At 68.3% G+C, this 23,651-nt stretch carries 20 protein-coding genes; 4 read left to right on the top strand and 16 right to left on the bottom strand.

Annotation, left to right across the window (positions count from 1 at the left end; all coding sequences use genetic code 11):
* Positions 1-33 precede the first annotated feature (33 nt).
* A complete protein-coding gene (locus tag N415_RS03915; protein WP_068177397.1) occupies positions 34-741 on the top strand; it encodes a TVP38/TMEM64 family protein in 708 nt (235 codons plus the stop codon).
* A gap of 5 nt (positions 742-746) precedes the next feature.
* Here the strand turns inward: N415_RS03915 and N415_RS03920 are convergent, their stop codons facing one another.
* The 11 genes from N415_RS03920 to N415_RS03970 all read right to left on the bottom strand — a co-directional run bounded on the left by N415_RS03920 (position 747) and on the right by N415_RS03970 (position 13,011).
* Positions 747-2,297 (bottom strand): MlaD family protein, encoded by a 1,551-nt coding sequence (locus tag N415_RS03920; protein ID WP_068177399.1) that lies wholly within the window; start codon positions 2,295-2,297, stop codon positions 747-749.
* Between the two features lie 3 nt (positions 2,298-2,300).
* Complete coding sequence (locus tag N415_RS03925; RefSeq protein ID WP_193376401.1) at positions 2,301-3,443, bottom strand: virulence factor Mce family protein; 1,143 nt, start codon at positions 3,441-3,443, stop codon at positions 2,301-2,303.
* A 62-nt stretch (positions 3,444-3,505) separates the two neighbouring features.
* A complete protein-coding gene (locus N415_RS03930) occupies positions 3,506-4,963 on the bottom strand; it encodes a virulence factor Mce family protein (RefSeq protein ID WP_068177403.1) in 1,458 nt (485 codons plus the stop codon).
* Positions 4,960-6,384, bottom strand: coding sequence for an MCE family protein (locus tag N415_RS03935; protein ID WP_068177404.1), 1,425 nt, complete (start codon positions 6,382-6,384; stop codon positions 4,960-4,962). The genes N415_RS03930 and N415_RS03935 overlap by 4 nt, the downstream gene beginning before the upstream one ends.
* Entirely contained in the window at positions 6,381-7,412 is a 1,032-nt protein-coding gene (locus N415_RS03940) for an MlaD family protein (protein WP_068177406.1), read from the bottom strand. The genes N415_RS03935 and N415_RS03940 overlap by 4 nt, the downstream gene beginning before the upstream one ends.
* Positions 7,409-8,623 carry an MCE family protein gene (locus N415_RS03945; RefSeq protein ID WP_081665054.1) on the bottom strand — a complete coding sequence of 405 codons (1,215 nt, stop codon included), beginning with the start codon at positions 8,621-8,623 and terminating at the stop codon, positions 7,409-7,411. Before N415_RS03945 ends, N415_RS03940 begins: the two co-directional genes overlap by 4 nt.
* Before the next feature lie 14 nt (positions 8,624-8,637).
* Positions 8,638-9,507, bottom strand: coding sequence for an ABC transporter permease (locus N415_RS03950; RefSeq protein ID WP_068177409.1), 870 nt, complete (start codon positions 9,505-9,507; stop codon positions 8,638-8,640).
* A gap of 1 nt (position 9,508) precedes the next feature.
* Positions 9,509-10,306 (bottom strand): ABC transporter permease, encoded by a 798-nt coding sequence (locus N415_RS03955; RefSeq protein ID WP_068104685.1) that lies wholly within the window; start codon positions 10,304-10,306, stop codon positions 9,509-9,511.
* Entirely contained in the window at positions 10,303-11,025 is a 723-nt protein-coding gene (locus N415_RS03960) for a FadR/GntR family transcriptional regulator (RefSeq protein WP_068177411.1), read from the bottom strand. Before N415_RS03960 ends, N415_RS03955 begins: the two co-directional genes overlap by 4 nt.
* 91 nt (positions 11,026-11,116) lie before the next feature.
* The gene (locus N415_RS03965) at positions 11,117-12,058 is read right to left on the bottom strand and encodes a class I SAM-dependent methyltransferase (RefSeq protein ID WP_068177413.1); all 942 of its coding nucleotides are present in this window, start codon (positions 12,056-12,058) and stop codon (positions 11,117-11,119) included.
* Between the two features lie 2 nt (positions 12,059-12,060).
* Complete coding sequence (locus N415_RS03970) at positions 12,061-13,011, bottom strand: class I SAM-dependent methyltransferase (RefSeq protein ID WP_068177415.1); 951 nt, start codon at positions 13,009-13,011, stop codon at positions 12,061-12,063.
* 130 nt (positions 13,012-13,141) lie between these two features.
* Between N415_RS03970 and N415_RS03975 the strand changes: the two genes are divergently transcribed.
* Positions 13,142-15,529, top strand: coding sequence for a lysylphosphatidylglycerol synthase transmembrane domain-containing protein (locus N415_RS03975; protein ID WP_068177418.1), 2,388 nt, complete (start codon positions 13,142-13,144; stop codon positions 15,527-15,529).
* A gap of 6 nt (positions 15,530-15,535) precedes the next feature.
* Here the strand turns inward: N415_RS03975 and N415_RS03980 are convergent, their stop codons facing one another.
* The gene (locus tag N415_RS03980; RefSeq protein WP_068177420.1) at positions 15,536-18,166 is read right to left on the bottom strand and encodes a GH92 family glycosyl hydrolase; all 2,631 of its coding nucleotides are present in this window, start codon (positions 18,164-18,166) and stop codon (positions 15,536-15,538) included.
* Positions 18,167-18,321: 155 nt separating this feature from the next.
* On the opposite strand from N415_RS03980, the gene N415_RS03985 reads away from it, so the two are divergent.
* Positions 18,322-18,996 (top strand): LpqN/LpqT family lipoprotein, encoded by a 675-nt coding sequence (locus N415_RS03985; RefSeq protein ID WP_068177422.1) that lies wholly within the window; start codon positions 18,322-18,324, stop codon positions 18,994-18,996.
* A 76-nt stretch (positions 18,997-19,072) separates the two neighbouring features.
* On the top strand, positions 19,073-19,558 hold the full coding sequence (locus tag N415_RS03990) for a hypothetical protein (protein WP_068177424.1): 486 nt from the start codon (positions 19,073-19,075) through the stop codon (positions 19,556-19,558).
* Here the strand turns inward: N415_RS03990 and N415_RS03995 are convergent.
* The 4 genes from N415_RS03995 to galT form a co-directional block, all read right to left on the bottom strand.
* A complete protein-coding gene (locus N415_RS03995; protein ID WP_068177426.1) occupies positions 19,542-20,222 on the bottom strand; it encodes a PAS and ANTAR domain-containing protein in 681 nt (226 codons plus the stop codon). The two genes, N415_RS03990 and N415_RS03995, sit on opposite strands and share 17 nt — an antisense overlap.
* A gap of 351 nt (positions 20,223-20,573) precedes the next feature.
* Positions 20,574-21,335 carry an enoyl-CoA hydratase gene (locus tag N415_RS04000; RefSeq protein ID WP_068177428.1) on the bottom strand — a complete coding sequence of 254 codons (762 nt, stop codon included), beginning with the start codon at positions 21,333-21,335 and terminating at the stop codon, positions 20,574-20,576.
* Positions 21,332-22,429, bottom strand: a complete 1,098-nt coding sequence (locus tag N415_RS04005; protein WP_068177429.1) for a galactokinase — start codon at positions 22,427-22,429, stop codon at positions 21,332-21,334. The genes N415_RS04000 and N415_RS04005 overlap by 4 nt, the downstream gene beginning before the upstream one ends.
* On the bottom strand, positions 22,426-23,520 hold the full coding sequence (galT, locus tag N415_RS04010; RefSeq protein WP_239645443.1) for a galactose-1-phosphate uridylyltransferase: 1,095 nt from the start codon (positions 23,518-23,520) through the stop codon (positions 22,426-22,428). Before galT ends, N415_RS04005 begins: the two co-directional genes overlap by 4 nt.
* Between the last annotated feature and the right edge of the window lie 131 nt (positions 23,521-23,651).

Consider the following 23,651-nt stretch of genomic DNA (forward strand, 5'->3'; position numbering starts at 1 on the left):
GGCGGGGCCGGGTGCGGAAGAATTGCCAACAGCATGGTCGACAACGAGGAATCCCCACCTGTATCCCGGCGCCGCCACATCATCCGGCTCGCGGTGTTCGGCGCATTCCTGGCCACGATGTTCTACCTGGTGGCCGTGGCGCGGGTCATCGACATCGAGGCGATACGGCGCGCGGTCTCGGCGACGGGGCCGGCGGCGCCGCTGGCCTACGCCGTGGTGTCGGCGGTCCTCGGCGCGCTGTTCGTGCCGGGTTCGATTCTGGCGGCGGGCAGCGGGATGCTGTTCGGTCCGCTGCTGGGGGTCTTCGTGACGCTGGGCGCGGCAGTGGGCACCGCGGTGGTCGCGAGCCGCGTCGGCCGCCGGGCCGGCCGGGACAGCGCGCGGTCCCTGCTGGGGCAGCAACGCGCCGAGCGCATCGACGCGATGATCGAACGGGGCGGGCTGTGGGCGGTCGTGGGGCAGCGATTCGTACCGGGCATCTCCGATGCGCTCGCCTCCTACGCGTTCGGGGCTTTCGGCGTTCCGTTGTGGCAGATGGCGGTGGGCTCGCTGATCGGTTCGGCGCCAAGGGCTTTCGCTTACACCGCGCTGGGCGCCTCTATCAGGCACCTGTCGTCGCCGCTGGCGTATGCGGCGATCGCGGTGTGGTGCGTGAGCGCCATCATCGGCGCGTTCGCGGCGCGGCACGGATTTCGGAAATGGCGGGCGCATGCCCGGGGCGGTGCCGACGAAAAGGCGTAGGCGTTTCAGCCCGCCGGTCCCAGCATCTGCTGCCAGCCCTCGTCGCCGATATGGGTCGAATTCGCAACGGAATACACGACACCGTCGGGCCCGACGACCTTTCCGCTTCGCACGTCGTACAGCGCCGTGGGCAGCGCGCTCGGGGTGTAGAAGCACGGGTTGGGCTGCTGGCCGTTGCACTGGACCGTGCCCGAGCCCGGCCGCTGCAGCGGATCGCTGACCGGCGGCGGGGTGCCCGGCAGCCGGTCAGCGGGTAGCGGGTTCTGGCCGTTGTCGACCGACGGCGCCGGGATCACCTGACCCGGTTTCACCGGTTGGTCGCACCGCGCGGCCGGCGCCGGGCAGGTGAGGATCTGGTCGGGGTCGCCGTACCAGGGGTTGGTGCCGAGCGGCACATACGGCTCGGTGCTGCGGCACTCGCGCGGGGTCGCCGCCCGCTTGCCGGGCACGTCGACGCACGGGTAATTCCGCGCTCCGCGAACCACATTCGTCGCGTCCATGGGAATTTTGCAGTAGGTGCCGGCCGGGAGCGGCGCGCCGCTGGTGTCGGCCGGGGCGCGCCACTCCGACGCGGGCAGGAAGCCGGTCAGGCACGGCGGTGGCTGGTTGAGCGCGATGGCGCCGACGCCGAGCGCCGCCTGTCCGGGGGAGTTCGCGGTCACCGACTGGGCGATGGCGCCCGATTGCGGCAAGAACACCATCGCCTGCTCGACGCCGTTGTGATAGCGCTTGAGCATGTCGATGACGACCTCCAGGTTGGCTAGCGTCTGCGGCAGCGCCTCGCGCACATCGCTGAACGTGGCGTTCACCTGCTCGGCGGTGGGTGGCGCATTGGCCAGGATGCTGCGCACCGCCTGATCCTGCTGGGCGGCCTGCGCGGTCAACGTGTTCAGGTTGGCGGCCCAACGCCTGATCGTGTCTGCCGAATCGGCCTGGCTGTCGATGACGGGCGCCGAACGCGCGATGATGTCGTCAACGTCGCCGATGCTGCCCCGGAAGTCGTGGGCGATCGCTTGGGTGGCGTCCACCAACCGCCGCAGCGCGGGCCCCAGCCCGCCCAGGGCCTGTGACGCCTCGTACAAAACCGACTGCACCTTTTCTCTGGGCAACACCGCCAACGCGCGGTTGGCGGCGTCGAGCGCCGGGCCGATCTGGCTGGGCACAGTACTTTTGGTGATCGTCTGCCCGTTTCGCAGGTACGGACCGCGGTTGGCGGTCGACACCAGGTCGATGTATTGCTCGCCGATCGCCGAGACGGAGTGCACATTGGCCGACGCGTCGGCCGGTATCTGGTAACGGTTGTCGACGCTCATGGTCGCGCGCGCCCCCCGCGCGGTCGGCTCGACACCGGTGACCTTGCCGATGGTGATGCCCCGGTACGTGACGTTGGCCGTGCGGTAAAGCCCGCCGGACTGCGGCAATTCGGCATAGACGGTGTAACGGCCGACGCCGGCGAGGCTGGGAAGCCGCAAGTAGTACAAGCCCAGGACGAGGACGGCGGCCACCGCCACCCCGGCCAACACCACCAGCTGCGTTCTGACGATGCGGGGCAACATCTTTCATTCGCCCCTTTCCACCAGCGGCCCGCCCGGGGCGTCGTTGGGGTTGGGCGTGTAGCGTACGTCCGGGATCATGGTGTTCGGGTCCCGACCCCACGCCTGCTCGAGCGCCCGCAGCGCCCCGGAAAATCCCGTTCCGCTGAGCATCGCGTTGTCGAGGCTGGACAGCGTCAGGTCGAGTACGGGCGACAGGTTGACGTAGTCCCCGCGGATCACCTGCGTGATGTGGTCGATGTTGAACGGCGCAGTGAGGCCCAGTTTCAGCGCCCCAACCACGTACGGCGAAGCCAGGCCGAGCTGGCTGAGCGGCCGCTGCAGCGATTGCAAGCTCCGGTTCAGGTTGGGCCGGGTATCGGCCAGCGCCCGGTTGGCGACGTCGCTGAACCGCCCCAGGGATTCAGTGGCGTCGGCGAAAAGATTGCGGGTGTCGGCGAAATGCTGGATCAGGGGCGGGATTTCGGTGAGCACCTTTTCCAGGGTGTCGTCGCGGTTCGCGACGATGGTCAGCAGCTCGTTGGTCGAATCGATGGCGCGGATGAGGTCGTCGCGCTGGCGGTTCAGCTCGGCGACGAATGTGTCCAGCCGCGTGAGTAATTCGCGGACCTGACCGGCGTGACCGTCGAGGACATTGACAACCTCGGTTTGGATCGCGTCGAGGTTTGCCAGGCCGCCGCCATTGAGGATCACCGCGACGCTCGCCAAGGTTCGTTCGACGGTGGGGTAGGCCGACGAGTTCTTCAGGGCGATGGTGTCGCCGCTCCTCAACGGTTGCGCCGACGGGTTTTTCGGCGCGGCCAGCTCGACGTGCTGGGTGCCCAGGAGGCTCGTCTGGCCGATCTTGGCGGTCGCGTTCGCCGGCAGCCGCACGTCCGGATCGAGGTCGAGCGTCAGGGTGGCGATCCAGTTCTTCAAGGCGATGGCGCGCACCGTGCCGACCCACACGTCGGCGACCCGTACCCGGCTGTTGGTGTTGAGCGCCAGCGTGTCTGGCATTTGCACGTAGATGGTCATCCGGTTGGCGCCCGTGCCGCGCCCGACCGGCAGCGGCACGTTGGCGATGCCCTGCCAGGTGCATGAGGTCAGCACCACCGGGATCAGCAGGAGGGCCAGCACCAGCGCCAGCCCGCGGCGAACCGCGCTCACGCCGCGCCTCGCTGCCCTACGGCTCGGCTTGTCGTTCGCGCGAACCGCGCTCACGCCGCGCCTCACCGGCCCGCCCCCGACTCGTCATAGGCGTTGGGCGGTCCGGGCAGGTTGGTTCCCGGCGGCGGGGGCCCGGCGTCGGGACCGCCCATGAGTTCGGCCAGCGAGTCGGGCGTCAGCATGTCGGCCGTGAACGGCTGAACCTGCGTGCCCTGCATCCCGGGCGCGACGACCCAACCCGGTTCGTGGTTGCCGTGCGAAAACGGTGTGTCGCGCGAGAAGATCCCCGGGACGGTGGTGTCCTTGTATCCCGGCGGCGGATGCAGCCGCTCCTCGGAGTACGCCACCTCCTTGGGCAGGGTGGCCGCCGAGTTGAACGGGTTCAGGCCGAACGGCAGGTAGTTGAACTTGATGGCGTCCAGCACCGGCGCCAGATACTGCGCGCACAGCTCCGCCGAGTCCTGGTAGCCCAGGCGGCTGCCGGCCTGGATCGCACTGCAGATGAACTGAATCGGGTTGGCGAAGTTGGTGAACTCGAACAAGCCCACCAGCGAGCTGTGCAGGGGGTGGTAGAGGTTGTTGAAGTTGCCGGCGAAGGTGGGCAGCACGTGCAACGCGGTCTCCAGGCCGTCCCGCGCCTCGGGTTGCAGGAGGGTCGTGGTCACGTCGGCGAGGTTGCCGACGTCGTGGGTCAGCGCGGACCTGTTGTCGTTCACGAACTTTCGGGCGGCCGTCAGCACGTCGTCGAGGTGGGTGACCGTGTCGGCCACGTCATGGTCGGATTTGGTGAACCAGCCGGTGAACTCGGCGAGGTCGTCATTGAGTGCGACGAACTGCCGATCGTTCTGGTACAGCGCTGTGACGAACTGGGCGAGGCTTCGGGTGATCGCGACGAAGTCGCCCCTGCCCTCGTTGAGCGCGGTCAACGCCCGCGACAGGCTGTTCAGGGTTTCGTTGACCTGCTTGCCCTTTCCGGCCAGGTTGTCCGCGGCCGATTCGATGATGTCGCCGAACGGCCCCCGCGGTTGCTGGGGTGTCGGGCCGAGCTGACGCAGGATGCCGTTGATGGAATCGCGCAGCTGGTCCCATTCGACGGGCACCCGGGTGCGCTCGATCGGGATCACATCGCCGTCGCGCAGCACGGGCCCGCCGGTGTAGGGCGGTGACAGCTGGATGGTGCGCGAGGCGACCAGGCTGGGGTTGAGGATCGCCGCGGTAGCCTGGGCCGGCACCATGTATTCGTTGCTGTAGTGCAACGTGACTCGCATCTTGTCGCCGTCCGGCTCGATCTTGTCGATCGCGCCAACCCGCACCCCCATGATCTGAACTTTGTCGCCCGGGTACAGCGCGAGGGTCTCGGGGAAAAACGCGACGACGGTCGTGTTGGTCAGTCTGCGGTACAGCTGCGCTCCGGCGACGGCCGCGATGAAGACGAAAACCGCCGCCAGCGACGCGACCACCATGACCCGGCCGGACACTTTCGGCAGTTTCAGGTTGCGGATGTCGAAGATGGTGCTCATCGGGTGCCTGTCCCTTCGGTGCGAGCCCCCGGTGGTGCGTGCGCCGGAAGCGGCACCGGGGTGCCCGGAACGACCGGCGGCGCCTCCCCCGGCCGGCCCGCGCTCGGGATGCCGGGTGTGGGCGCTGGGCCGTCGGGGTTTGGCTGCGACGTCTGAACGTCCAGCGGCGCCGGGAAGCCGCCGAGGACCGGGCCGAACGGTCCTTGATCGGAAAGCGCGCACGGCAACGGATTTCCGGGCCGCGGTGGGCTGTCGGCGGCGGGCGCGTACGAGCACGGCGATCCCGGCGGGACGGCCGGCTGCGGATGGTCCGGCGTGCCCTCCAGGACCGGCGGCGCCGCCGGGGGTGCGCCATTGGGGAACCGGCCGCCGTTGGGGTCGGGCCAGCGGAACTCCGGCAGCCCGGCGCCACGCCAGAAGTTCTCCGGGTCGATGCCCCGCTTCTTGAACGCGGCGTCGACCCAGGGCTGAAGGATCTGATAGGGCAGCAGATTGGCCACGATCGCCTTGAAGTACGGACCGGAGGCGACGGCCTCGGTCAGGGACGCGGTGTACCGGCTGAGCAGCACCAGCACGTCGGCCAATTCCGTTTTGCGCTTGACCAACTCGTCGCTGACGGTGCCCAACTGCTGCAACACGCGATTGGCGTTGGGGTTTTCGTTGATCAGCGCCGACACCTGCGTCGACACGGCTGACACGTTGCTCAGCAGAACGCTCAGCGCCTGGCTGCGCTGCCGGAACGCGGCCAACAGCGTCTTGGCATTCACTAACAACCCGTCGACCTGCTGGCTGCGGTCGCCGAGCACGCGAACTACCTTGTCGGCGTTGGCCAGCAGCTGCTTGATCTGCTCGTCCCGCCCGCCGAGGGTGTCGGAGAACTTGGCGATGCCGTCGAGGGCGGCGCTCAGGTGCGGCGCCGTCTGATCGAACGTCTCGGACAAGACGTTCAGCGACCGTTTGACGGCGTCGATGTCCCAATCTGTCGCGGCCTTCGTGACGTCGACGAACGCGTCGTAGATCTGGTAGGGCGTGGTCGTCTGCCCCGACGGGATAACCCCGTTGGGCGGCAACGCATCCGCGCCACGGTTTTCGATCGCCATGTTCTTGCGGCCGAGCAGGGTGTCGGTGCGGATCGCGGCGCGGCTCTGCTTCCCGATCGTCCTTCCAGGCATCGAAAACCCGATCAGGACGCGGTCGCCGTGGATGGCGAGCGAGCGCACCAGGCCGACGTTCACCCCGGCGATCTCGACCTTGTCGCCCGAGCTGATGCCGCCGGTGTCGGCGAACTGCGCGTAATAGGTGGGCGTGGCGAACAGCATCGGCACGCTGGTAAAGCTCTGGCCGACACCGACGACGAGCAGCGTGACCAGCGCGCCCATCAGACCGACGCGGGTGCGGTTGAACTCCGTCAGCGTCCTCATTGCGGCGTGCACCTCCCGGTGGGCTGCCCGAAAAGCTTGATGGTGCGCACCGGACCGCCAGGCTGTAATCCGTTGACCTTGATCGAGATATCGCACAGGTAGAAGTTGTAGAAGTCGCCGTAGATGCCACCCGCTCGGCCGATGACGCGGAACGCGTTGGGCAGCTTGGCCAGCACGCCGTCCAGGGTGGGCAGGTCGTTGATGAGCGGCTGGGCAATGCCCTCGAGGCGCTCGAGGGTGCCGTGCAGCAGTGGCCGGTCCTCACCCAGCAGGTCGGCCAGGGTTCCGGCGGCGTCGCTGATGTGTGCCGCCGCGGCGGCCAGCGGATCGGCCCGGTTCTTCAGTCCGGTGATCAGCAGGTCGAGGTTGTCGACCGTCCGGTCGAAGTCCTTCTGATGCTTGACGGTGGTGGCCAGCACGGTGTTGAGGTTGGTGATGACCTCGCCGATCGCCTTGTCGCGGTCGGCCAGCGCCGCGGTCAGTGCGGCGGTCTGGTCGAGGATGTCGTTGATGGTGGCGCCCTGCCCCTGGAACACGGTGATGATCGACTGGGCGATGCTGTTGACTTTGTTCGGGTCCAGCGCCTTGAAAAGCGGACGGAACCCGCCGATCAGTGCGTCCAGATCCAACGCCGGCTGGGTGTGCTCGAGCGGGATCGTGCCCCCCGGCGCCAGCCGCTGTCCGCTGTCGCCGTGTTTGAGCTCCAGGTAGCGGTCACCGATCAGGTTGAGGTAGCGGATCGACGCGGTCGTGGCCCGATCGAGCGGCAGCGCGCGATCCACGTTGAACTCCACCAACACTCGGGCGTCCCGGTCGATCAGCGTCACCTTCGAGACCTTGCCGACCTCCACCCCCGACGCGCGGACGAACTGCCCGGCCCGCAGCCCGCTCGCGTCGGTGAACACCGCCGAGTACCCGGTGGTGTGGCCGAATCGGACCTGGCCGAAGACGATGATGATCATCACGGTGAACATCAGCAGCACCAACCAGAAGATGCCGAGTTTGACAGCGGTGCCGGTGGTTCTCATGGGTTGATCGTGTTCTCCCCGTATTGGCGGCCCCAGACGTACTCGGTCGCCAGTGGCTGGCCGAGCTCGATGTGGTTGTACGGCACGAGGCTGGCGCCGGTGTCCATCACCAGATACGGGGCCGGCCATAACTCCCGGGTGATCTTCTGCCAGCAGCCCGGCCGGCCCCCGGGCCCGCCGCGGGCGTTCACCCGCGGCAGATTGTCCGGGTAGACATAGGGATTCGGTGCCCCGATGAGCGACCCGGCGGCCGACAGCGAATAACCGTTGCCGCCGGCCGCTTTGGCGACCTCGGGCGCGGCGTCGTGGAAATTGCGGATGGTGCAGAACGTTTCGGGGCTGTAGGTGTCGAGCAGTTCGGCGGTGGGCACCAGGTCGGCGGCGCCCCGCGCCAGGTACGGCCCGCCCTTGGCGAAGAGCTCCTCGCCGGTGTGGCCGACGCCCACCGCCGCCAACAGTGCGGCGTCCAGGTCGCCCTGTTGCCGGGTCAGCGTGCGCGCGATGGTCACCGCGTTCCGCAGGAAGTCCCACAAGTCGGGCGAGGCGCTGGTGTACACGCCGGCCAGATCCGCCAGCCGCCGCACGTCGTAGCGGATCTGCGGCATCCGCGGATTGAGTTGTGCGAGAATCTCGTTCCCGTTGACGATCGACTCTCCGAACTTGACCCCGAGGCCGTCCAGCGCCTGCGCCAGCGCGGACAGCGTCGCGTTCAGTTCGATCGGATCCACCTTCTCGGATATCGAGGTGACCGTCTCGAACAGCGTGTTGAATTCGGTGGTCACCGAGCGCACATCGATCACGTCGTGGGGCGAGATGCGCCGCGGTGCCGGGTCTTCCGGCGAGATCAGGGACACGTATTTGTTGCCGAACAGGGTGGCCGCCTCGATGTTGGCCACGACGTTGGCCGGAATCAGGTTGAGGTAGCGGGGATTCACGTCCAACACCAGCTTGGCCGCCGGCCGGCCGTCGCGCTCGATCTCCGAGATGCCGGAAACCCGGCCGATTTCCACGCCGTTGTAGGTCACCTTCGACCCCTGCTCCATCACCAGCCCGGCCCGCGAGGCCACCATCGTCAGTTGCGTCTTCGGCGTGAAGTCGCCCCGAAACTGCAGGTACACCAGGGCGAGTACCAGCCCGCAGCCAAGCAGCAGGATCACACCCTCGACGTACACCCACGCGCGTCGGTTCTTCCGCGTCGCCGGCCGGGACATTGCAGTCATGGGCGTTACACCGTGAGATTGAAGTTGGGGTCGACGCCGTAGAGCGCCAACTGGGCCAGCAGGACGACTACCACCACCGAGACCAGTGAGAATCGCATCGAGCGACCCACCGCCTGGCCGACGCCCACCGGGCCGCCGCTGGCGGTGTAGCCGTAGTAGCAATGGGTGATCATCACGACCACCGCGATGATGACGACCTCGAGAACCGACCAGCCGACGTCCTCGGGCCGCAGGAAGGTGCGGAAGTAGTGCTCGTAGGTGCCGTTCGACTGGCCGTAGAACACCGTCGTGACGACCTGGCCCGAGGTGAACGCCATGTCGAGCGCCAGCGCGTAGAGCGGGACGATCACCGCCAGCCCGCCCAAGATCCGGGTGGAGACCAGAAACGAGATCGATTTGATGCCCATGACTTCCAGGGCGTCGATCTCCTCGCTGATCCGCATGGCGCCCAGCTGGGCGGTGGCGCCGGCGCCCACCGTGGCGGCCAGCGTGACCCCGGCGACGATGGGCGCGGCGATGCGGGTGTTCGCCAGTGCGGCAAAGAATCCGGTGAATGCCTCGACGCCGATGTTGCCCAACGACGCGAAGCCCTGGATGGCGATCAGCGAACCGCCGGACAGGGTGACGAAGCCGATGATCGCGACCGTCCCGCCGACGACGGCCATCGCGCCGGTGCCCATGCCTATCTCGGCGATCAGCCGCAGCGTCTCCCGGCGATAATGCCGCAACGCCCACCCGATCTCGCCGACGCTGATCCGGGTGAACCTCGCGAAAATCCCTATCTGCCAGAGCCTTCGGGTCGCGCCGCCGCCATAGCGGTTGAGGTTGGCGACGGTCCGTGGGTAACGGGACCGGAACACGGCTGCACCCGACACGTCAGCGCCCCGTCCCGAACCGCACGCCGATCGTGGTCAGCACTACGTTGACCGCGAACAGCGCGATCACGCACAACACCAGCGTCTCGTTGACTGCGGTTCCGACTCCCTTTGGCCCGCCCTTCGTGGTGAGACCCCGATAGCAGCCGACCAGGCCGGCGATGGTGCCGAACGTGGCCGACTTGACCACCGAGATAACCACCTCGGGCAGGCCGGTGATCAGGGTGAGGGTGCCAACGTAGGCGCCGGCCGAAATGTGTTGGATGTAAACGCCGAAGATGAACCCGCCGACCAGGCCGATGGTTATCACCGCGCCGTTGAGCAGGGTGGCGACGATGGTCGCGGCGACGACTCGAGGCACCACCAGCCGGTGGATCGGGTCGATGCCCAGCACCTCCATCGCGTCGATCTCCTCGCGGATGGTGCGGGCCCCCAGGTCGGCGCAGATCGCGGTGGACCCGGCGCCGGCGATCACCAGCACCGTGGTCAGCGGCCCCAGCTGCGTGACCGCACCCAGCGCCGCGCCCGCACCGGAGATGTCGGCGGCGCCGAACTCCGCCAACAGAATGTTGAGCGTGAAGATGATGAGCACGGTTAGCGGGATCGCGACCGCCAGGGTAGGCAGCAGCGAGACGCTGGTGATGAACCAGCCCTGCTCGATCGTCTCCCGCCACTGAAAGGGCCTGCGAAACAGTGCCTTTCCGGTCAGCACGCAGGTTCGGAAGAAGCCGCCGATCGCGTCGATGCCGGGCTGAACCTGGCCCCGCAGGTAGGCGGCGATCACGGTGTGGGTGCTCATCGCCGTTTCCCCCGGCGGTCGAGCGCGGCCGTCATCGAGGTGTTGGCGAGTTCGAGTAGGTCCTGGGCGGCCTTCTTCGCCGCGGCGGGATCGCCGGCACGGATCGCGTCGGCCAATCTCCGGTAGGCGTCCGGCCGTTTGACGTCGGTTGTCACCGCGCCGGCCAAGGCGTCGAGGGCCGGCTCGTACGCGGCGCGAAAAGCGTTGTACATCAACCGGAAAACGATCGAACCGGCTCCGTCGACCACGTGATCCCAGAATGCGAGCGTGCCGCGTTGCCACTCGACCGGGTCTTTTTCGCGCTCGAGGACGCCCAACGCTTCCTCGAGCGATCCGGCCAGTTCGAGTCCGCGTTGTTCGGCCGCCAGCTCCGCGACCTTCGGGCCGATGCGCAGCCGGGCCTCCAGCATGCTGTGGAACACGGTGAGGTCTAGCTCGCCGTTGCGAAACAGCAAGCGGGGCAGCAGGTCGAGGCCGGCGTGCCGGCGGAAATCACGCACCGTCGTGACGCCGCCCTGGCGCACCTCGACCAGGCTCGCCGCCGAAAGCCGCTTGAGCGCCTCACGCACGGCCGGCCGCGATACCCCGAAAACCTCGGCCAACCGGCGCTCACTGGGCAAGGCCTCACCCGGCTGCATCTCGCCGCTGAGCACATCCGTGGCGATCTGCTCGAACACCTCTTCCGGCACCGATCGGCGGATCACCGGCTGCAGCGCCATGGGTGAAAGTGTGACCGGGCAGAGGTCAGACGTCAAGTGGTCAGACCAGTGTGTCGCGAACTCATTCCGCTTCGCGCGCGGCGCAAAGCCGCTACGCGCGTTGCGCGGCCACGAACAAGTTCCCCGGCACCTGGTCGGCGACCTCGTCGGGAGCCTTGCGGCCGTAGGAGGCCATCAGCTCGTCGGCCGGCTTCACCGTCACGGCCCAGCCGTGGCGAGCGAACCAGTCGCCGACCTCTTCGCGCTCCTCGAAGTAGAACAGTTCCTCGTTGTTGGGGATCTGGCGCTGCGGGTCCAGCTTGGTCACCAGTGCGCGGATGCGCTCCATCCGCGCGCGACGGTTCGCGCGGAACTCGGGGTCGAGGAACTTCGGCCCCAGCGCTTCCACGGCGACCCGGCTGCCGTCGGCGGCGAGCGCGTCGACGCGTTCGAAGAGGAGGTCCTGGGCCGCGGCGGGCAGATAGGGCATCAGGCCCTCGGCCGACCAGGCGCTGGGCGCCGAGGCCTCAAAACCGGCCTGCCGCAACGCCGTCGGCCAGTCCTGACGCAGGTCCACCGGGACGGCGATGCGGTTGCAGGCGGGCTGCGCCCCGTGCTCGTCCAACGTCGACGATTTGAACTCCAGCACCCGCGGCTGGTCGAGCTCGTACACCGTGACGCCGTCCGGCCAGGGCAGCCGCCACGCGCGCGAGTCCAAACCCGCCGCCAAGATCACCGCCTGGCGGATGCCCGCCTCGCTCGCGTCGACGAAGAACTGGTCGAAAAACGCCGTGCGGCAAGCCATGTAGCCGACCATCGCCTTCATCTGCAACTGCAGACTCGGTTCGGCCTGCAGGACCTCGGCGGGCAGCTGCGACGCGGAATACCAGTTCCACAGCCCGTCACCGGCGGCGTTCAGGAAGACCCGGGCGAACGGATCGCTGATCATCGGGTTGTCGCTCTCGGTTTCCACCGCGCGCGCCGACGCCACGCCCAACGCCGTCGCCCCCACGCTTTCGGTGATCTCCCAGCTGTCGTTGTCGGTCCTTGCCACGCTCACTCCCTCTCGCTGCGCTCGGCGGCCACGAAAAGCGTCTTCGGGGCGGCGTCTTCGACGTCCTGCGGGGGCCGACGGTCGTAGCGGGCCATCAGCTCCTCAGCCGGAGTGACCGTGACGTCCCAGCCGTGCCGGCGCAGCCAGTCCCCCACGTCCTCGCGCTCCTCGAAGTACCACAGGTCCTGGACGTCGGGGATTTCGCGGTCGGGCTCCAGCCTGGCCATCAGGTCGCGGATCCGCTGCATCGTCTCCCGTTGCTTCGCGTGCGCGGCCTCGTCGAGGAAGTCCGGACCATGCGCTTCCACGGCGATCCGGCTGCCGGCGGCGCCCAGCGCGTGGACGCGCTCGAAAAGCAGCTCCTCGGCCGCCGCCGGCAAGAACGGCAGCAGCCCCTCGGCCGACCATGCGCTCGGCACCGACGAGTCAAACCCCGCCTGCCGCAACGCGGCCGGCCAGTCGTGGCGCAGGTCGATCGGGACGTGCACCAGGTTGCACGTGGGCTCGGCGCCGTGCTCGCGCAGCGTCGAGGACTTGAACTCCAGCACCCCGGGCTGATCGAGCTCGTACACCGTGACGCCATCGGGCCAGGGCAGCCGCCACGCCCGCGAGTCCAGGCCCGCGGCCAGGATCACCACCTGGCGCACGCCCGCGCGGGTCGCGTCGAGGAAGAACTGATCGAAAAACGCCGTCCGGGCGGCCATGTAGTCGACCATTCGCTTCATCCGCGGCACCAGGTCCGGTTCGGCCTCGGCGATCTCGGCGGGCAGGTCGGGCGCCGCGAACCAATTCCACATTCCCTCGCCGGCGGCGTCCAGGAAGACCCGCGCGAACGGGTCGCTGATCAGCGGGTTGTCGCTCTCGGTTTCCGCCGCGCGGGCCGCAGCCACGCCAAGCGCCGTGGCGCCGACGCTCTCGGTGATCTCCCAGGTGTCGTTGTCGGTTCTGGTCACCCTCGTGTCCCCCAATTCGACTAGCTCAACTATCTATATACCTTCGCCGACCCTACGCGCGTCTCATGTGAACAAGCTGTCCGCGAGGTTCATCCACGCTGGCGCCCAGGTATCCGGTTAAGGTCTCGACATGCGGGTTGACGGGCGCGAAATCAGCGTTTCGGGCAACCTGCTGCAACCGATCACCCGGCGAACCAACGACATCCTTCGGCTCGCCGCGACCGTGGTGTTCTTCGCGATCGTGATCGCCGGCTCGCTGATCACCCGGCCGCAATGGGTGGCGCTGGAGAAGTCCATCTCGGAGATCGTCGGGGTGCTGACGCCAACCCAATCCGATCTCGTGTACCTGGTATACGGCATCGCGATCCTGGCTCTGCCGTTCGCGATCATGATTGGTTTGATCGCCGCGCGGCAATGGAAAATGCTCGGCGCCTACGCGGCCGCGGCTCTCCTCGCGGTACTCCCGCTCTCGATAAGCGGCACCGGCATCTCGGCGCCGCGTTGGCATTTCGACCTCACGGACCGGCCCCAAACCGCCCTGGCCCAGATCCTCGACGACCCGCGGTGGATCGCGATGCTCGCGGCCGTCCTGACCGTCTCGGGTCCCTGGCTGCCCGCTCGCTGGCGGCACTGGTGGTGGACGCTGCTGCTGGCCTTCGTGCCGATCCACCTGTTCATCAGCGCCATCGTCCCGGCGCGCTCGTTGCTCGGGCTCGCGGTCGGGTGGTTCGTCGGCGCGCTGGTGGTGCTGGTCGTCGGCACCCCCGCCCTCGAGGTGCCCCTGGAGGCCACGGTGCGCGCGCTGGCCAAACGCGGATGCATGGTCTCCGAGCTTCGGGTGGTCCGGCCCGCCGGACCGGGGCCGCTCGTGCTGTCGGCGGCCTGCTGGGATTCCGATTCGGCCGCCGACGAGGCGCTGATCGAATTGTACGGCCCGCACCAGCGCAGCGGCGGCGCGTTGGTTCAGCTGTGGCGCAAGCTGCGGCTGCGGGCCAGGGAGACCGCGCCCCTGGTCGCGTCGATGCGCCGCGCCGTCGAGCATCGCGCGCTGATGGCCATCGCCGTCGGGGACCTGGGCCTGGCAAACACGTCGACCATCGCCGTGGCCCCCCTCGACCGGGGCTGGATGTTGTACTCCCACAAGCCCATTCGAGGGACGATGCTCGACCACTGCGCCATGACGACCCCGGTCGAGCGCTCGTGGGAATCGCTGCGCACCCTCAACGACCACCAGATCTCCCATGGCGACCTGCGAGCGACCACGATCACCGTCGACGACGGCACGGTCCTCTTCGGCGGGTTCGGCAACGCCGAGTACGGGGCCACCGAGACCCAGCTCCAGTCCGACATCGCACAACTGTTGGTGACGACGTCGGCGCTGTACGACGCGGAGTCCGCGGTGGGCGCGGCGATCGACACGTTCGGCAAGGACACCGTGCTCGCCGCTTCGCGCCGGCTCACCAAAACGGCTATGCCCAAACAGATCCGGCGATCGATCGTCGATGCCGGCGCCGTCATCTCCGGCGCCCGCGCCGAGGTGAAACGTCAAACCGGCGCGGACCAGATCAAGACCGAAACGATCACCCGGTTCACCCGCAGGCAGGTCATTCAGCTGGTGCTGCTGGTCGCACTGGTCTACGTCGCGTACCCGTTCATCAGCACCGTGCCGACCTTCGTTTCCCAGGTGAGTAGGGCGAACTGGTGGTGGGCTCTGTTGGGCCTGGTGATATCGGCGCTGACGTACGTGGGCGCGGCCGCCGCCTTGTGGGCGAGCGCCGACGAATCGGTGGTCTTCTGGAAGCTGTCAATAGCCCAGGTGGCCAACACTTTTGCCGCGACGACGACACCGGCCGGGGTCGGCGGCCTCGCCCTCAGCACGCGGTATTTGCAGAAGGGCGGCGGGCTGTCCGCGGTGCGGGCCACCACCGCGGTGGCGATGCAGCAAGCGGTGCAGGTGATCATGCACCTGGTGTTGCTGATCCTGTTCAGCACCGTCGCGGGCGCGTCGATGGACCTTGGGCACTACGTCCCGAGCGCCACGGTGCTGTACCTGATCGCGGGTGTCGCGCTGGGCATTGTCGGCACCTTTCTGTTGGTGCCGAGGCTGCGCCGGTGGCTGGCGACCGACTTGCGTCCCAGGGTGAAGGAGGTGGCCGGCGACCTCGCTGAGGTTGCCCGGGAGCCAAAGCGGCTGGGGTTGATCGTGCTCGGTTGCGCCGGGACGACTCTCGGTGCGGCGCTGGCGCTTTGGACCAGCGTCCAAGCGTTCGGCGGCGGCGCCTCGTTCGTCACCTGCACGGTGGTGACGATGGTCGGCGGAACGCTGGCCTCGGCCGCCCCGACACCCGGCGGTGTCGGCGCCGTCGAGGCCGCCCTGATCGGTGGCCTGGCCGCGTTCGGCATCCCCGCCGCCGTCGGCGTGCCGTCGGTCCTGCTCTACCGCGTGCTGACCTGCTGGCTGCCCGTGTTCGCCGGGTGGCCGGTGATGCGGTGGCTGACCGAGAACGAAATGATCTGACCGGGCTCAGGGCTCGTCGGGACTGCTGCGAACGAGCACGGAAACGACTGACCCCCTGACGGTTTCGCCGGCCGCAGTGCTGAGGAACACCGCGTAGTACTGGTCGGGCACCGACTGCGCCACCGCGATCTGAACCTCCGCCGTGGCCGATCCGTCGGCGCCGAATTGACCGGACGAGGGCGCCACCGTGACCCCCGCGTCGGAGGACGTGCCGGTGATGCGGTAGCGGTCGGCGCCGTCGACCATCCGTTGCAGGTCGACCTTGACGGTGCCCGTATGCCCGGGCGCGATCGCGACGATGGGTCGCGAGACGTTGACGGTCACCGCCGAGCTTCCCGCACCGAACGACGGCGGCGCGGAGGACTCGGCGGTGCCCCACGCCTTGTTCGGGTAGGCAGCCAGTGAAAACTTCAGCTCTCCCCCGTCGCGGACGACGCGCTCCGGGATCCACGTGCGGTCGGTGGCCTCCCCGTCGACGGACAGGCCACCGATGTATTTCAGGCGGTGCGGTCCGGACGCGCCCGGGGCGGAGATCCGGATGAAACCGCCTTGCGGAAGGGCGATTACGGCGCGGTCGAACAGCGGCGTGGCCACGGTGAGGATCGGCGTCCCCGGGGTGCTCGGGTACAGGCCGAGCGCGGCCCAGACGTACCAGCTGGACAGCGCGCCGAGGTCGTCGTTGCCGGGTGCACCGTCGGGCGTCGGGCCGAACAGTCCGCGGACCCGGTCGACCGTGAGCTGAGTCTTCCAGGGCTGGCCGACGTAGTTGTACAGCCAGGGCACCCCGAAGCCCGGTTCGTTGCCGGCCCACAGATACGGCTCCTTGGGACCCACGTTCAGCTCTTCGGTGAGCCGGTCGAGCCGGCCGGCGACGGTGCTTCGGCCGCCGAGAGCGGTCACCAGGCCGGCGACGTTCTGCGGCACCCACCAGAGGTACTGCTCGGCGTTGCCCTCGTCGAACCCCTCCTGGCCGAAACCCGAACCGGACTCTACGAATCCCGGGCCCGGGGGGAAGAATCCCATCGCGTTGCGGGGCGAGATGTACCGGGTGCTGGGGTTGAACAGGTTCTGCCAGTACTGCGCCCGGTACTGGAATTCGGCGGCCGTCGCCGCGTCGCCGAGCGATTCGGCGAAGCGGGAGATGGCGAAGTCGTCGACGGACCATTCGAGCGTGATCGAAGCGCCCGCGCCGAACCCCGCCGTGTCCGGTAGGTAACCCAACCGCAGATAGGTGGCGATGCCCGGTCGCTCCACGTAGCCGTCCAACCCGATGCCGCCCTCGGTCGCCGCGCGCACCATGTAGCGCAATGCCGTACGGGCGTCGAAGTCCTTGGCGCCGAAGGTGTATAGGTTCGCGATGAGCGGTACCACGCTGTCTCCGGTCATCTCGCCGGTTGCCGAATTCGCCAGCGCCCAACGGGGAAACGAACCGCTCTGCTCGGCGTCGTTGACCAGCGACTGGGCCATGTCACTGGCCTGCTTCGGGAAGAGCAGCCCCTGCAGGGCGGCCAGGCCCCGGTAGGTGTCCCAGTCGGAGAAGTTGGCGTACTGGGTGCGCCCCTTTTCCACGGTGTGGATGAGGCCGTCGAAGCCGATGTAGCGCCCGTCGGCGTCGTTGAAGGTGTTGGGGTGCAGCAGCGAGTGGTACAGGGAGGTGTAGAAGGTGTCCAGGTTGCCAATGTTGCGCCCGGCCACCGCGATACACGACAGCGTGGCATTCCATTCGGAAGCCGCGGCCGCGCGCACCTGGTCGAAGCCGGCTCCGCCCTCGGCCGCGAGGTTCGCGCGCGCGCCGTCGATGCCGACGTAGGAGATCGCGGTCCGCACCTCGATCGCCGAGCCGGGCGGGAACTCCACGTAGCCCCCGCTGTAGGGCGACGCCGCGGTGCGGGCGCCGGCGACCACCGAATAGCCGTCCCAGGCGCCGTAGGAGATGAACGGCCGGCTGAACTTCATCGCGAAGTACACCGTGTAGGTGTTCCTCTTGCCGCAGAACCCGCCGCTGGTCGCCCATCCGGTGATCGTGGTGTTGTCCTCGCCGATCTGGATGGTGGCGCGCGAGTTGCCCGCCAGCGACGCACCGCTACGCACGTGGAACAAGGCGGGTCGGCCGTTGCGCGGGTAGCGGAAGCGGCCGACGCCGGTGCGGGTGGTGGCGGTGAGTTCGGCGGTCACGCCGGTGCCGGGGAACCGAACCGTGTAATACCCGGGTTGGCCCTGCTCGGTGTCGTCGTGGGCGATCCGTTCCCACGCGTTCCACGGCTGCGCGCCGATCGGTGTGGTGGTCGGCAGCATCGAGATGTCGCCGAACGCGGCGCAACCCACCGAGGCGTGCGTCATGCTGAACCCGCTGGAGCGCGAGTTGTCGTAGTTGTAGCCGGCGTAGTTGCCGACGGTGTCCGGCGAATACTGCACCATTCCAAACGGCGCGGAGGCGCCGGGAAAGTTGTTGATCTCCCCCACGGTCTCACCGCCCGTCCCGGTACCGATGAGGGTGTCGACGTGGTCGACGGGATCGGTCACGAGCGGGGGTTCGCCGTCGTAGGCGATCGGCGGGGCCGCCGCGACGAACGTCAGGAACACGGCGCCCGCCGCGACCAACGCGATGAGGGCCCGATAACGGGCGCGTGACCGCATAGCTGTTCTCTTACTGCATGACCGCCGCTTCGCGGGTTATTTCGGCGATGCCGGGGGTTCGGAGAAATTCACTAGCAACGTTTGCCACCTTCGTCGGCTAGTCTCATTCCGCGTGGCTGGCGCTGGTACCGGCCCAATCTTCGGGAGGTTTGCTTATGAAACACTTGACCGCAGCAACCATTACCGTGGCGCTGAGTCTGGCGCTCGTAGCGTGCGGCTCTAGCAACAAATCATCGCCGTCGACGTCGACATCCACTTCGACGTCAACGTCGACTTCAACGACCACCTCGAAAACCTCTTCGACGCCGAGCGCGCAGGGCGGCCCGACGATCGCCGACTACATTCGCGACGCCCACATCACCGAGACCCCGGTGCACCACGGGGATCCTGGGCCCAACGTCGACCTGCCGGTGCCCGCGGGCTGGCAGATCAACCAGAACGCCGGCACGTCGTACGGCGGCATCGTTTTGGCGCAGCCGTCCAATCCGTCCGATCCGCCCACCATTTCGGCGCTCTATTCGAAACTGACCGGTGACGTCGACACGGCGAAGATCATCCAGTACGCCCCCAACGAGCTACTCGGACTTCCCGGCTATCAGGGCACCGGCAACGGCGCGGCGTCCACGCTCGGGGGTTTTCAGGCCTGGCAGCTCAAGGGCTCCTACCAGAGGGACGGCAAGACGCGGGCCGTCGCACAGAAGACGGTGGTCATCCCCAGCCAGGGCGCGGTTTACGTGCTGCAGCTCAACGCCGACGCGCTGCAGGCCGACGAGGCGCCGTTGATGGATGCCGCCAACATCATCGACGACCAGACGACCATCACCCCCTGATCGTCGGCCGCCTTTCGGGCCGCCGCGGCGGTGAACTCCCTACGCCGCGGCGCCCGATTGGCCTTACGGTGTTGGCATGCCAGAACAGTCGCACGCGATAGACGCCGCGCACCCCCCGTCGGCGCTACTGCGTCTCGTCAACCCCGTGCTCGGGTTCCTGCTCCGCACCCCGCTTGCCGGACCGGCACGCAAGCAGCTGATGGTGTTGAGCTTCACGGGGCGAAAGACGGGGCGGGAGTTCACAATTCCCGTGAGCGCCCACGTGATCGACCATGAGCTGTATGCGCTGACCGGCGCCCCGTGGAAGCAGAACTTCCGCGGCGGCGCGGCCGCCAACGTTGTCTACGACGGCAAGACGACGGCCATGCGCGGCGAGCTCATCCGCGACCGCACCATCGTCTCGGACCTATTCCACCGCTGCGCCGAGTCCTACGGCGTGCAGCGCGCTCAGCGAATGATCGGACTGAAGTTCCGCGACGAGCGCATCCCGACCCGCGAAGAGTTCGCCGAAGCCGTCGACCGGATGCACCTGGGGGCGGTCCGCTTCACTCCGGCCGGCTAGCCGCGCGCAGGTGGGCGGTGAGCAGCCGCTGGTCGAATCGCGAGTGCGAGGTGATGGCCTCCTTGCCCAACGCGGCGAAGTCCTCGGCGATCTGCCGCGCCAGCGGCCATAGCTTCATATTGCGCGCCTGGGAAAGCGATTTGAGCAGATTGAAAGCCGCATCCTCGTCGATGCCATAGACCAACATGAGCATGCCCTTGGCTTGGTCGATCACGCCGCGACGCTCGGCGATCGCTGCGACTTTCGCCGTGATGGCGTCCTCGGATTTTCTGGTGGGCGCCGGCGTGACGTCGATGTAGAAGCCGTGGGTGCCGATCACCTCGCCGGCGTCGTCGCAGAATTGATCGCCCACCACAACCACATGGTGGACGGCGCCACGGGTGTCGACGATGCGGTGCCGCGCGCTGAACGGCTGACGGTTCTTGACCATGTCGTCGATGGTCGCGGCCACTTGGTGACGATCGTCGGGGTGCTTGTGCGATAACACCAAGTCGGTGGTCGGAGTCACCGTTCCGGGCTCATAGCCGTGCATGCGCTGCACCTGTTCGGACCATTCCCAGCGTCGGTCTTCGAAATAGAAGCGGAACCAGCCGGCGCACTGCGGTGTACCGCCCGCCAGCGCCTGTTCGACGGCCGCCGCTTGGCCGTCTAGTTGCCAAGCCATGGCGCCCGTCCCTGCAAGAGTGCGTCACGTTGCCGCAGCCGACGCTCTGAGAGGCGACACAGTTCGCGGGATCGATCCACCTGCTGCCGCGCGCGTTGCAAGGATTTTGCGACGGAAATCTGCAGCGACCGGCTGGCCTCGGCGCTGTCCCGTGTCCCCACGAAGCTTCGCCCAACGGTTTGGCGCAGCGCGGCGGTCCGGCGGGCCGTTCGCGCCCGGTGAGCCTTCTGCCGGCACGCCGACGAGCAGTAGATCGCGTCCGACCGCCCGGAGAAACCGGCGCCGCACATCGAGCACGCACCCCTGGTCATAGCCGTTACGTTACAGCTATGGGTGTCGTAACGGCTAGCGTCACCGCTGTCGGCGGTTGCGCTCGGCCACTCTGCGGTAGGCCTGGTCGAGATCTGCCGCGGGGGCCTGCGAGCCGGCGATGCTCTGTTCGGCGGCGAGTGCGGGTTCGACGACCGCCGCCGATCCCCGCCGATAGATCTCCTTGAGCCCCCGCATGGTGATCGTCGGCACGGCCGCAATCTGGGCGGCCAGTTCGAGCGCGCGGGGCAACAGGTCGGCGTGGGCGACGACCTCGGTGACCAGCCCGATTTGTTCGGCCCGCCGGGCGTCGACGATCTCCCCCGTCATCGACATGCGGCGCGCCATCGCCGCGCCGACGAGTTGCGGCAGCCGAGCGGTCATGCCGCCGCCGGGCAGGATGCCCACCTGCGCGTGGGTGTCGCCGAAGATGGCGCGCTCGGAGGCGATCAGAAAGTCGCAGCCGAGCGCGATTTCGAGGCCCCCGGTGAACACCGGGCCGTTGACGGCGCCGACGACGGGTGTGCGCATCTCCCCAACGCGGGCGACGCAGTTATGTGTTTCGTACACCGCGAAGTAGTCCGGGCCCCTGGCCGCTGCCTCCTTAAGATCGACTCCCGCGCAGAAGGCGGGGTCGGCACCCGTCAGCACGACGACGGCCACGCCCTCGTCGTCGTCGGCGGCGCACAGCGCGTCGAACAGCGACTCAACGAGGTTGCGGCTCAACGCGTTACGCGCGTCGGGCCGGTTGAGGGTGAGCACTCGGATGCCGTCGTGGTCGGCCGATGCAAGCGGCTGCGTCACGACTCCCCCTCCGGCCCCGCGCCCGCGCCCGCGCGGGTCCGGGTGATGATCGGCCGTGGGTGACCCGCGGCGAGCGCCGTCCGCCGCACCGAGTCGGCGACCGCGTCCGCCCGGCGCTCCGGCACCAATGCGATCACGCAGCCGCCGAACCCGCCGCCGGTCATCCGGGCGCCCAAAGCGCCGGCGCCCACAGCGGTATCGGCGATGAGATCGATGTGTTCGGTGGTGATCTGGAAGTCGTCGCGCATGGAGACGTGCGAGGAGGTCAAGATGTGGCCGGCCTCGATGAAATCCGAATTGGCCAATGCCGCAACAAAATCCAGCACCCTGCCGTTCTCGGTGAGGACGTGGCGCGCGCGGCGGGCATCGATCGGGTTGCCGACGGCGCTCAACTCCGCGCGTCCGCGATCCCAGACTTCCCGCAACGACGACGCCCGCAAGTCGGCGGCCGCGCGCTCGCAGGACTTGCGGCGGGCGGCGTATTCGCCGCCGGCGTGGCTGTGCCGGGCCCTGGAGTCGATCAGCAGCAGCGCGACCCCGGACGCTTCGGGGTCGAAGGCCACCGGCGTGAGGCTGAGGTCGTGAAAGTCGATCAGCAACGCCGTCGACGGCTGCCCGAACAGCGAGGCCAGCTGGTCGAGCAAACCCGTTGGGGCGCCGACGTAGTCGTTCTCCGCGCGCTGGGCCAGCCGCGCCTGCTCTTTTTCGTCGATGCGCATGCCGGCGGCCGCCGCGATCGCACCGAGGACCGCGCATTCCAGCGCCGCCGACGAGGACAGGCCCGATCCCATCTCCACGTCGCTGGTGATCCACATCGTGCCGCCGGGTATCGGTTGGCCGGTTTGACGCAGCGCCCACACCACCCCCGCAACGTAAGCGGCCCAGTCGGTCACCTGACCGGGAAAGGTGTCGAGTGGAAATCGCACCGCGCCCTGCGCGCGCTGGCTGTGCACGGTGATTCCATCGGTGCGGTCGGGCGTGAAGGTCACCACGGTGCGCTGCGGCAGCGCGATCGGCAGCGCGAAGCCGAGGTTGTAGTCGGTGTGCTCGCCGATCAGGTTGACCCGCCCGGGGGCGGAGTAGCGGACCGTCATCCGAGCTCCCGCAGCCGCGCGGCGACGGCCTCGGGCGTGACGTCGCTGATGAACGCGTCCATCGCCGACTCGGAGGCCGCCAGGTACTTGAGCTTGGTCGCGCTGCGCCGGATCGACATCAGCTCGACGTGGAAGTAGCCGTCGTCCTGGGCGTCGGTGGCGGCGAACTGGTGCAGCGCCGAGATGTAGGGCAGCGGGGTCGCATACATCCGGTCGAACCGCCCGAGCACGTCGAGGTAGATGTGCGCGAACGCATCGAGTTCGTCCTCGCGGAGCTCGACGAGGTTGTGCACGAACCTGTTCGGATACAGGTGCACCTCGACCGGCCAGCGCGCCGCGAACGGCACGAACGCCGTGAAAAGCTCGGTGCGCGCGACGATGCGAGAGCCGTCGGCCACCTCGCGCGCCAGTAGGTCGGCAAAGAGGTTGGAGCCGTGGCGCATTCGGTGCTCGCGCGCCTGCGCCAGCATGGCGGCGGTTCGCGGCGTCGGGAAGGGGTAGCCGTAGATCTGGCCGTGCGGGTGGGTCAGCGTTACCCCGATTTCCTCGCCGCGGTTTTCGAAACAGAACACCTGCTCGATGCCCGGTGTGGCCATCAGGTCCGCGGTGCGATGCCGCCACGCCTCGATCACCAGCCGGGCGTGCGCCGGTTCCAACTCCGCGAACGACCCGGCGTGGTCGCTGGAAAAGCAGATCACCTCGCAGCGGCCGTGGCCCGGGGCGCAGACGAAGCCGTCACCGTCGGGCGCACCGACGGGCTGCCCGCCGCCGGACAAGCTCGGGAACCGGTTTTCGAAAACCACGACGTCGTAGTCGGGGGCGGGCACCTCACTGGTCAGGCCGCTCGGTCCCGGACACAGCGGGCACTGGTCGGCGGGCGGCTTGTAGGTGCGGTCCTGGCGCAGCGCGGCGACGATCACCCACTGCCCGGTCGAGCGGTCGAACCGCAGCTGCGACTGGTCCGGGGCCCGCGGCGGCAACGGCCTGCGGTCTTCGACCGGCGCCGGGCGGTGGCCGGGCAGCGCGAAGAACAGGAGGTCCCGGCCGTCGGCCAGCGTTGCCCGCGTAGGCGCCCTCACGACGTCGAACACTAGCCTGGGCCGCCCGGCGCGGTTCGGGTAACCATGGGGTGTCCGGCCGACGAGAGGGGTCATCGCATCACTGTTCTCTACCAACGGGCCCGAGACTGGTGGATCGGGTCGGATCCCGGCCTGCTGCGGCT

Source organism: Mycobacterium sp. UM_CSW, from assembly GCF_000455205.1.
Taxonomy (GTDB): domain Bacteria; phylum Actinomycetota; class Actinomycetes; order Mycobacteriales; family Mycobacteriaceae; genus Mycobacterium.

Bases quoted from the DNA above. Each gene is read 5' to 3' on its own strand.
- N415_RS03915 (WP_068177397.1), top strand. From the start codon at position 34: ATGGTCGACAACGAGGAATCCCCACCTGTATCCCGGCGCCGCCACATC.
- N415_RS03920 (WP_068177399.1), bottom strand. From the start codon at position 2,297: ATGTTGCCCCGCATCGTCAGAACGCAGCTGGTGGTGTTGGCCGGGGTG.
- N415_RS03930 (WP_068177403.1), bottom strand. From the start codon at position 4,963: ATGAGCACCATCTTCGACATCCGCAACCTGAAACTGCCGAAAGTGTCC.
- N415_RS03935 (WP_068177404.1), bottom strand. From the start codon at position 6,384: ATGAGGACGCTGACGGAGTTCAACCGCACCCGCGTCGGTCTGATGGGC.
- N415_RS03940 (WP_068177406.1), bottom strand. From the start codon at position 7,412: ATGAGAACCACCGGCACCGCTGTCAAACTCGGCATCTTCTGGTTGGTG.
- N415_RS03945 (WP_081665054.1), bottom strand. From the start codon at position 8,623: ATGTCCCGGCCGGCGACGCGGAAGAACCGACGCGCGTGGGTGTACGTC.
- N415_RS03955 (WP_068104685.1), bottom strand. From the start codon at position 10,306: ATGAGCACCCACACCGTGATCGCCGCCTACCTGCGGGGCCAGGTTCAG.
- N415_RS03960 (WP_068177411.1), bottom strand. From the start codon at position 11,025: ATGGCGCTGCAGCCGGTGATCCGCCGATCGGTGCCGGAAGAGGTGTTC.
- N415_RS03975 (WP_068177418.1), top strand. From the start codon at position 13,142: ATGCGGGTTGACGGGCGCGAAATCAGCGTTTCGGGCAACCTGCTGCAA.
- N415_RS03980 (WP_068177420.1), bottom strand. From the start codon at position 18,166: ATGCGGTCACGCGCCCGTTATCGGGCCCTCATCGCGTTGGTCGCGGCG.
- N415_RS03985 (WP_068177422.1), top strand. From the start codon at position 18,322: ATGAAACACTTGACCGCAGCAACCATTACCGTGGCGCTGAGTCTGGCG.
- N415_RS03990 (WP_068177424.1), top strand. From the start codon at position 19,073: ATGCCAGAACAGTCGCACGCGATAGACGCCGCGCACCCCCCGTCGGCG.
- N415_RS03995 (WP_068177426.1), bottom strand. From the start codon at position 20,222: ATGGCTTGGCAACTAGACGGCCAAGCGGCGGCCGTCGAACAGGCGCTG.
- N415_RS04005 (WP_068177429.1), bottom strand. From the start codon at position 22,429: ATGACGGTCCGCTACTCCGCCCCCGGGCGGGTCAACCTGATCGGCGAG.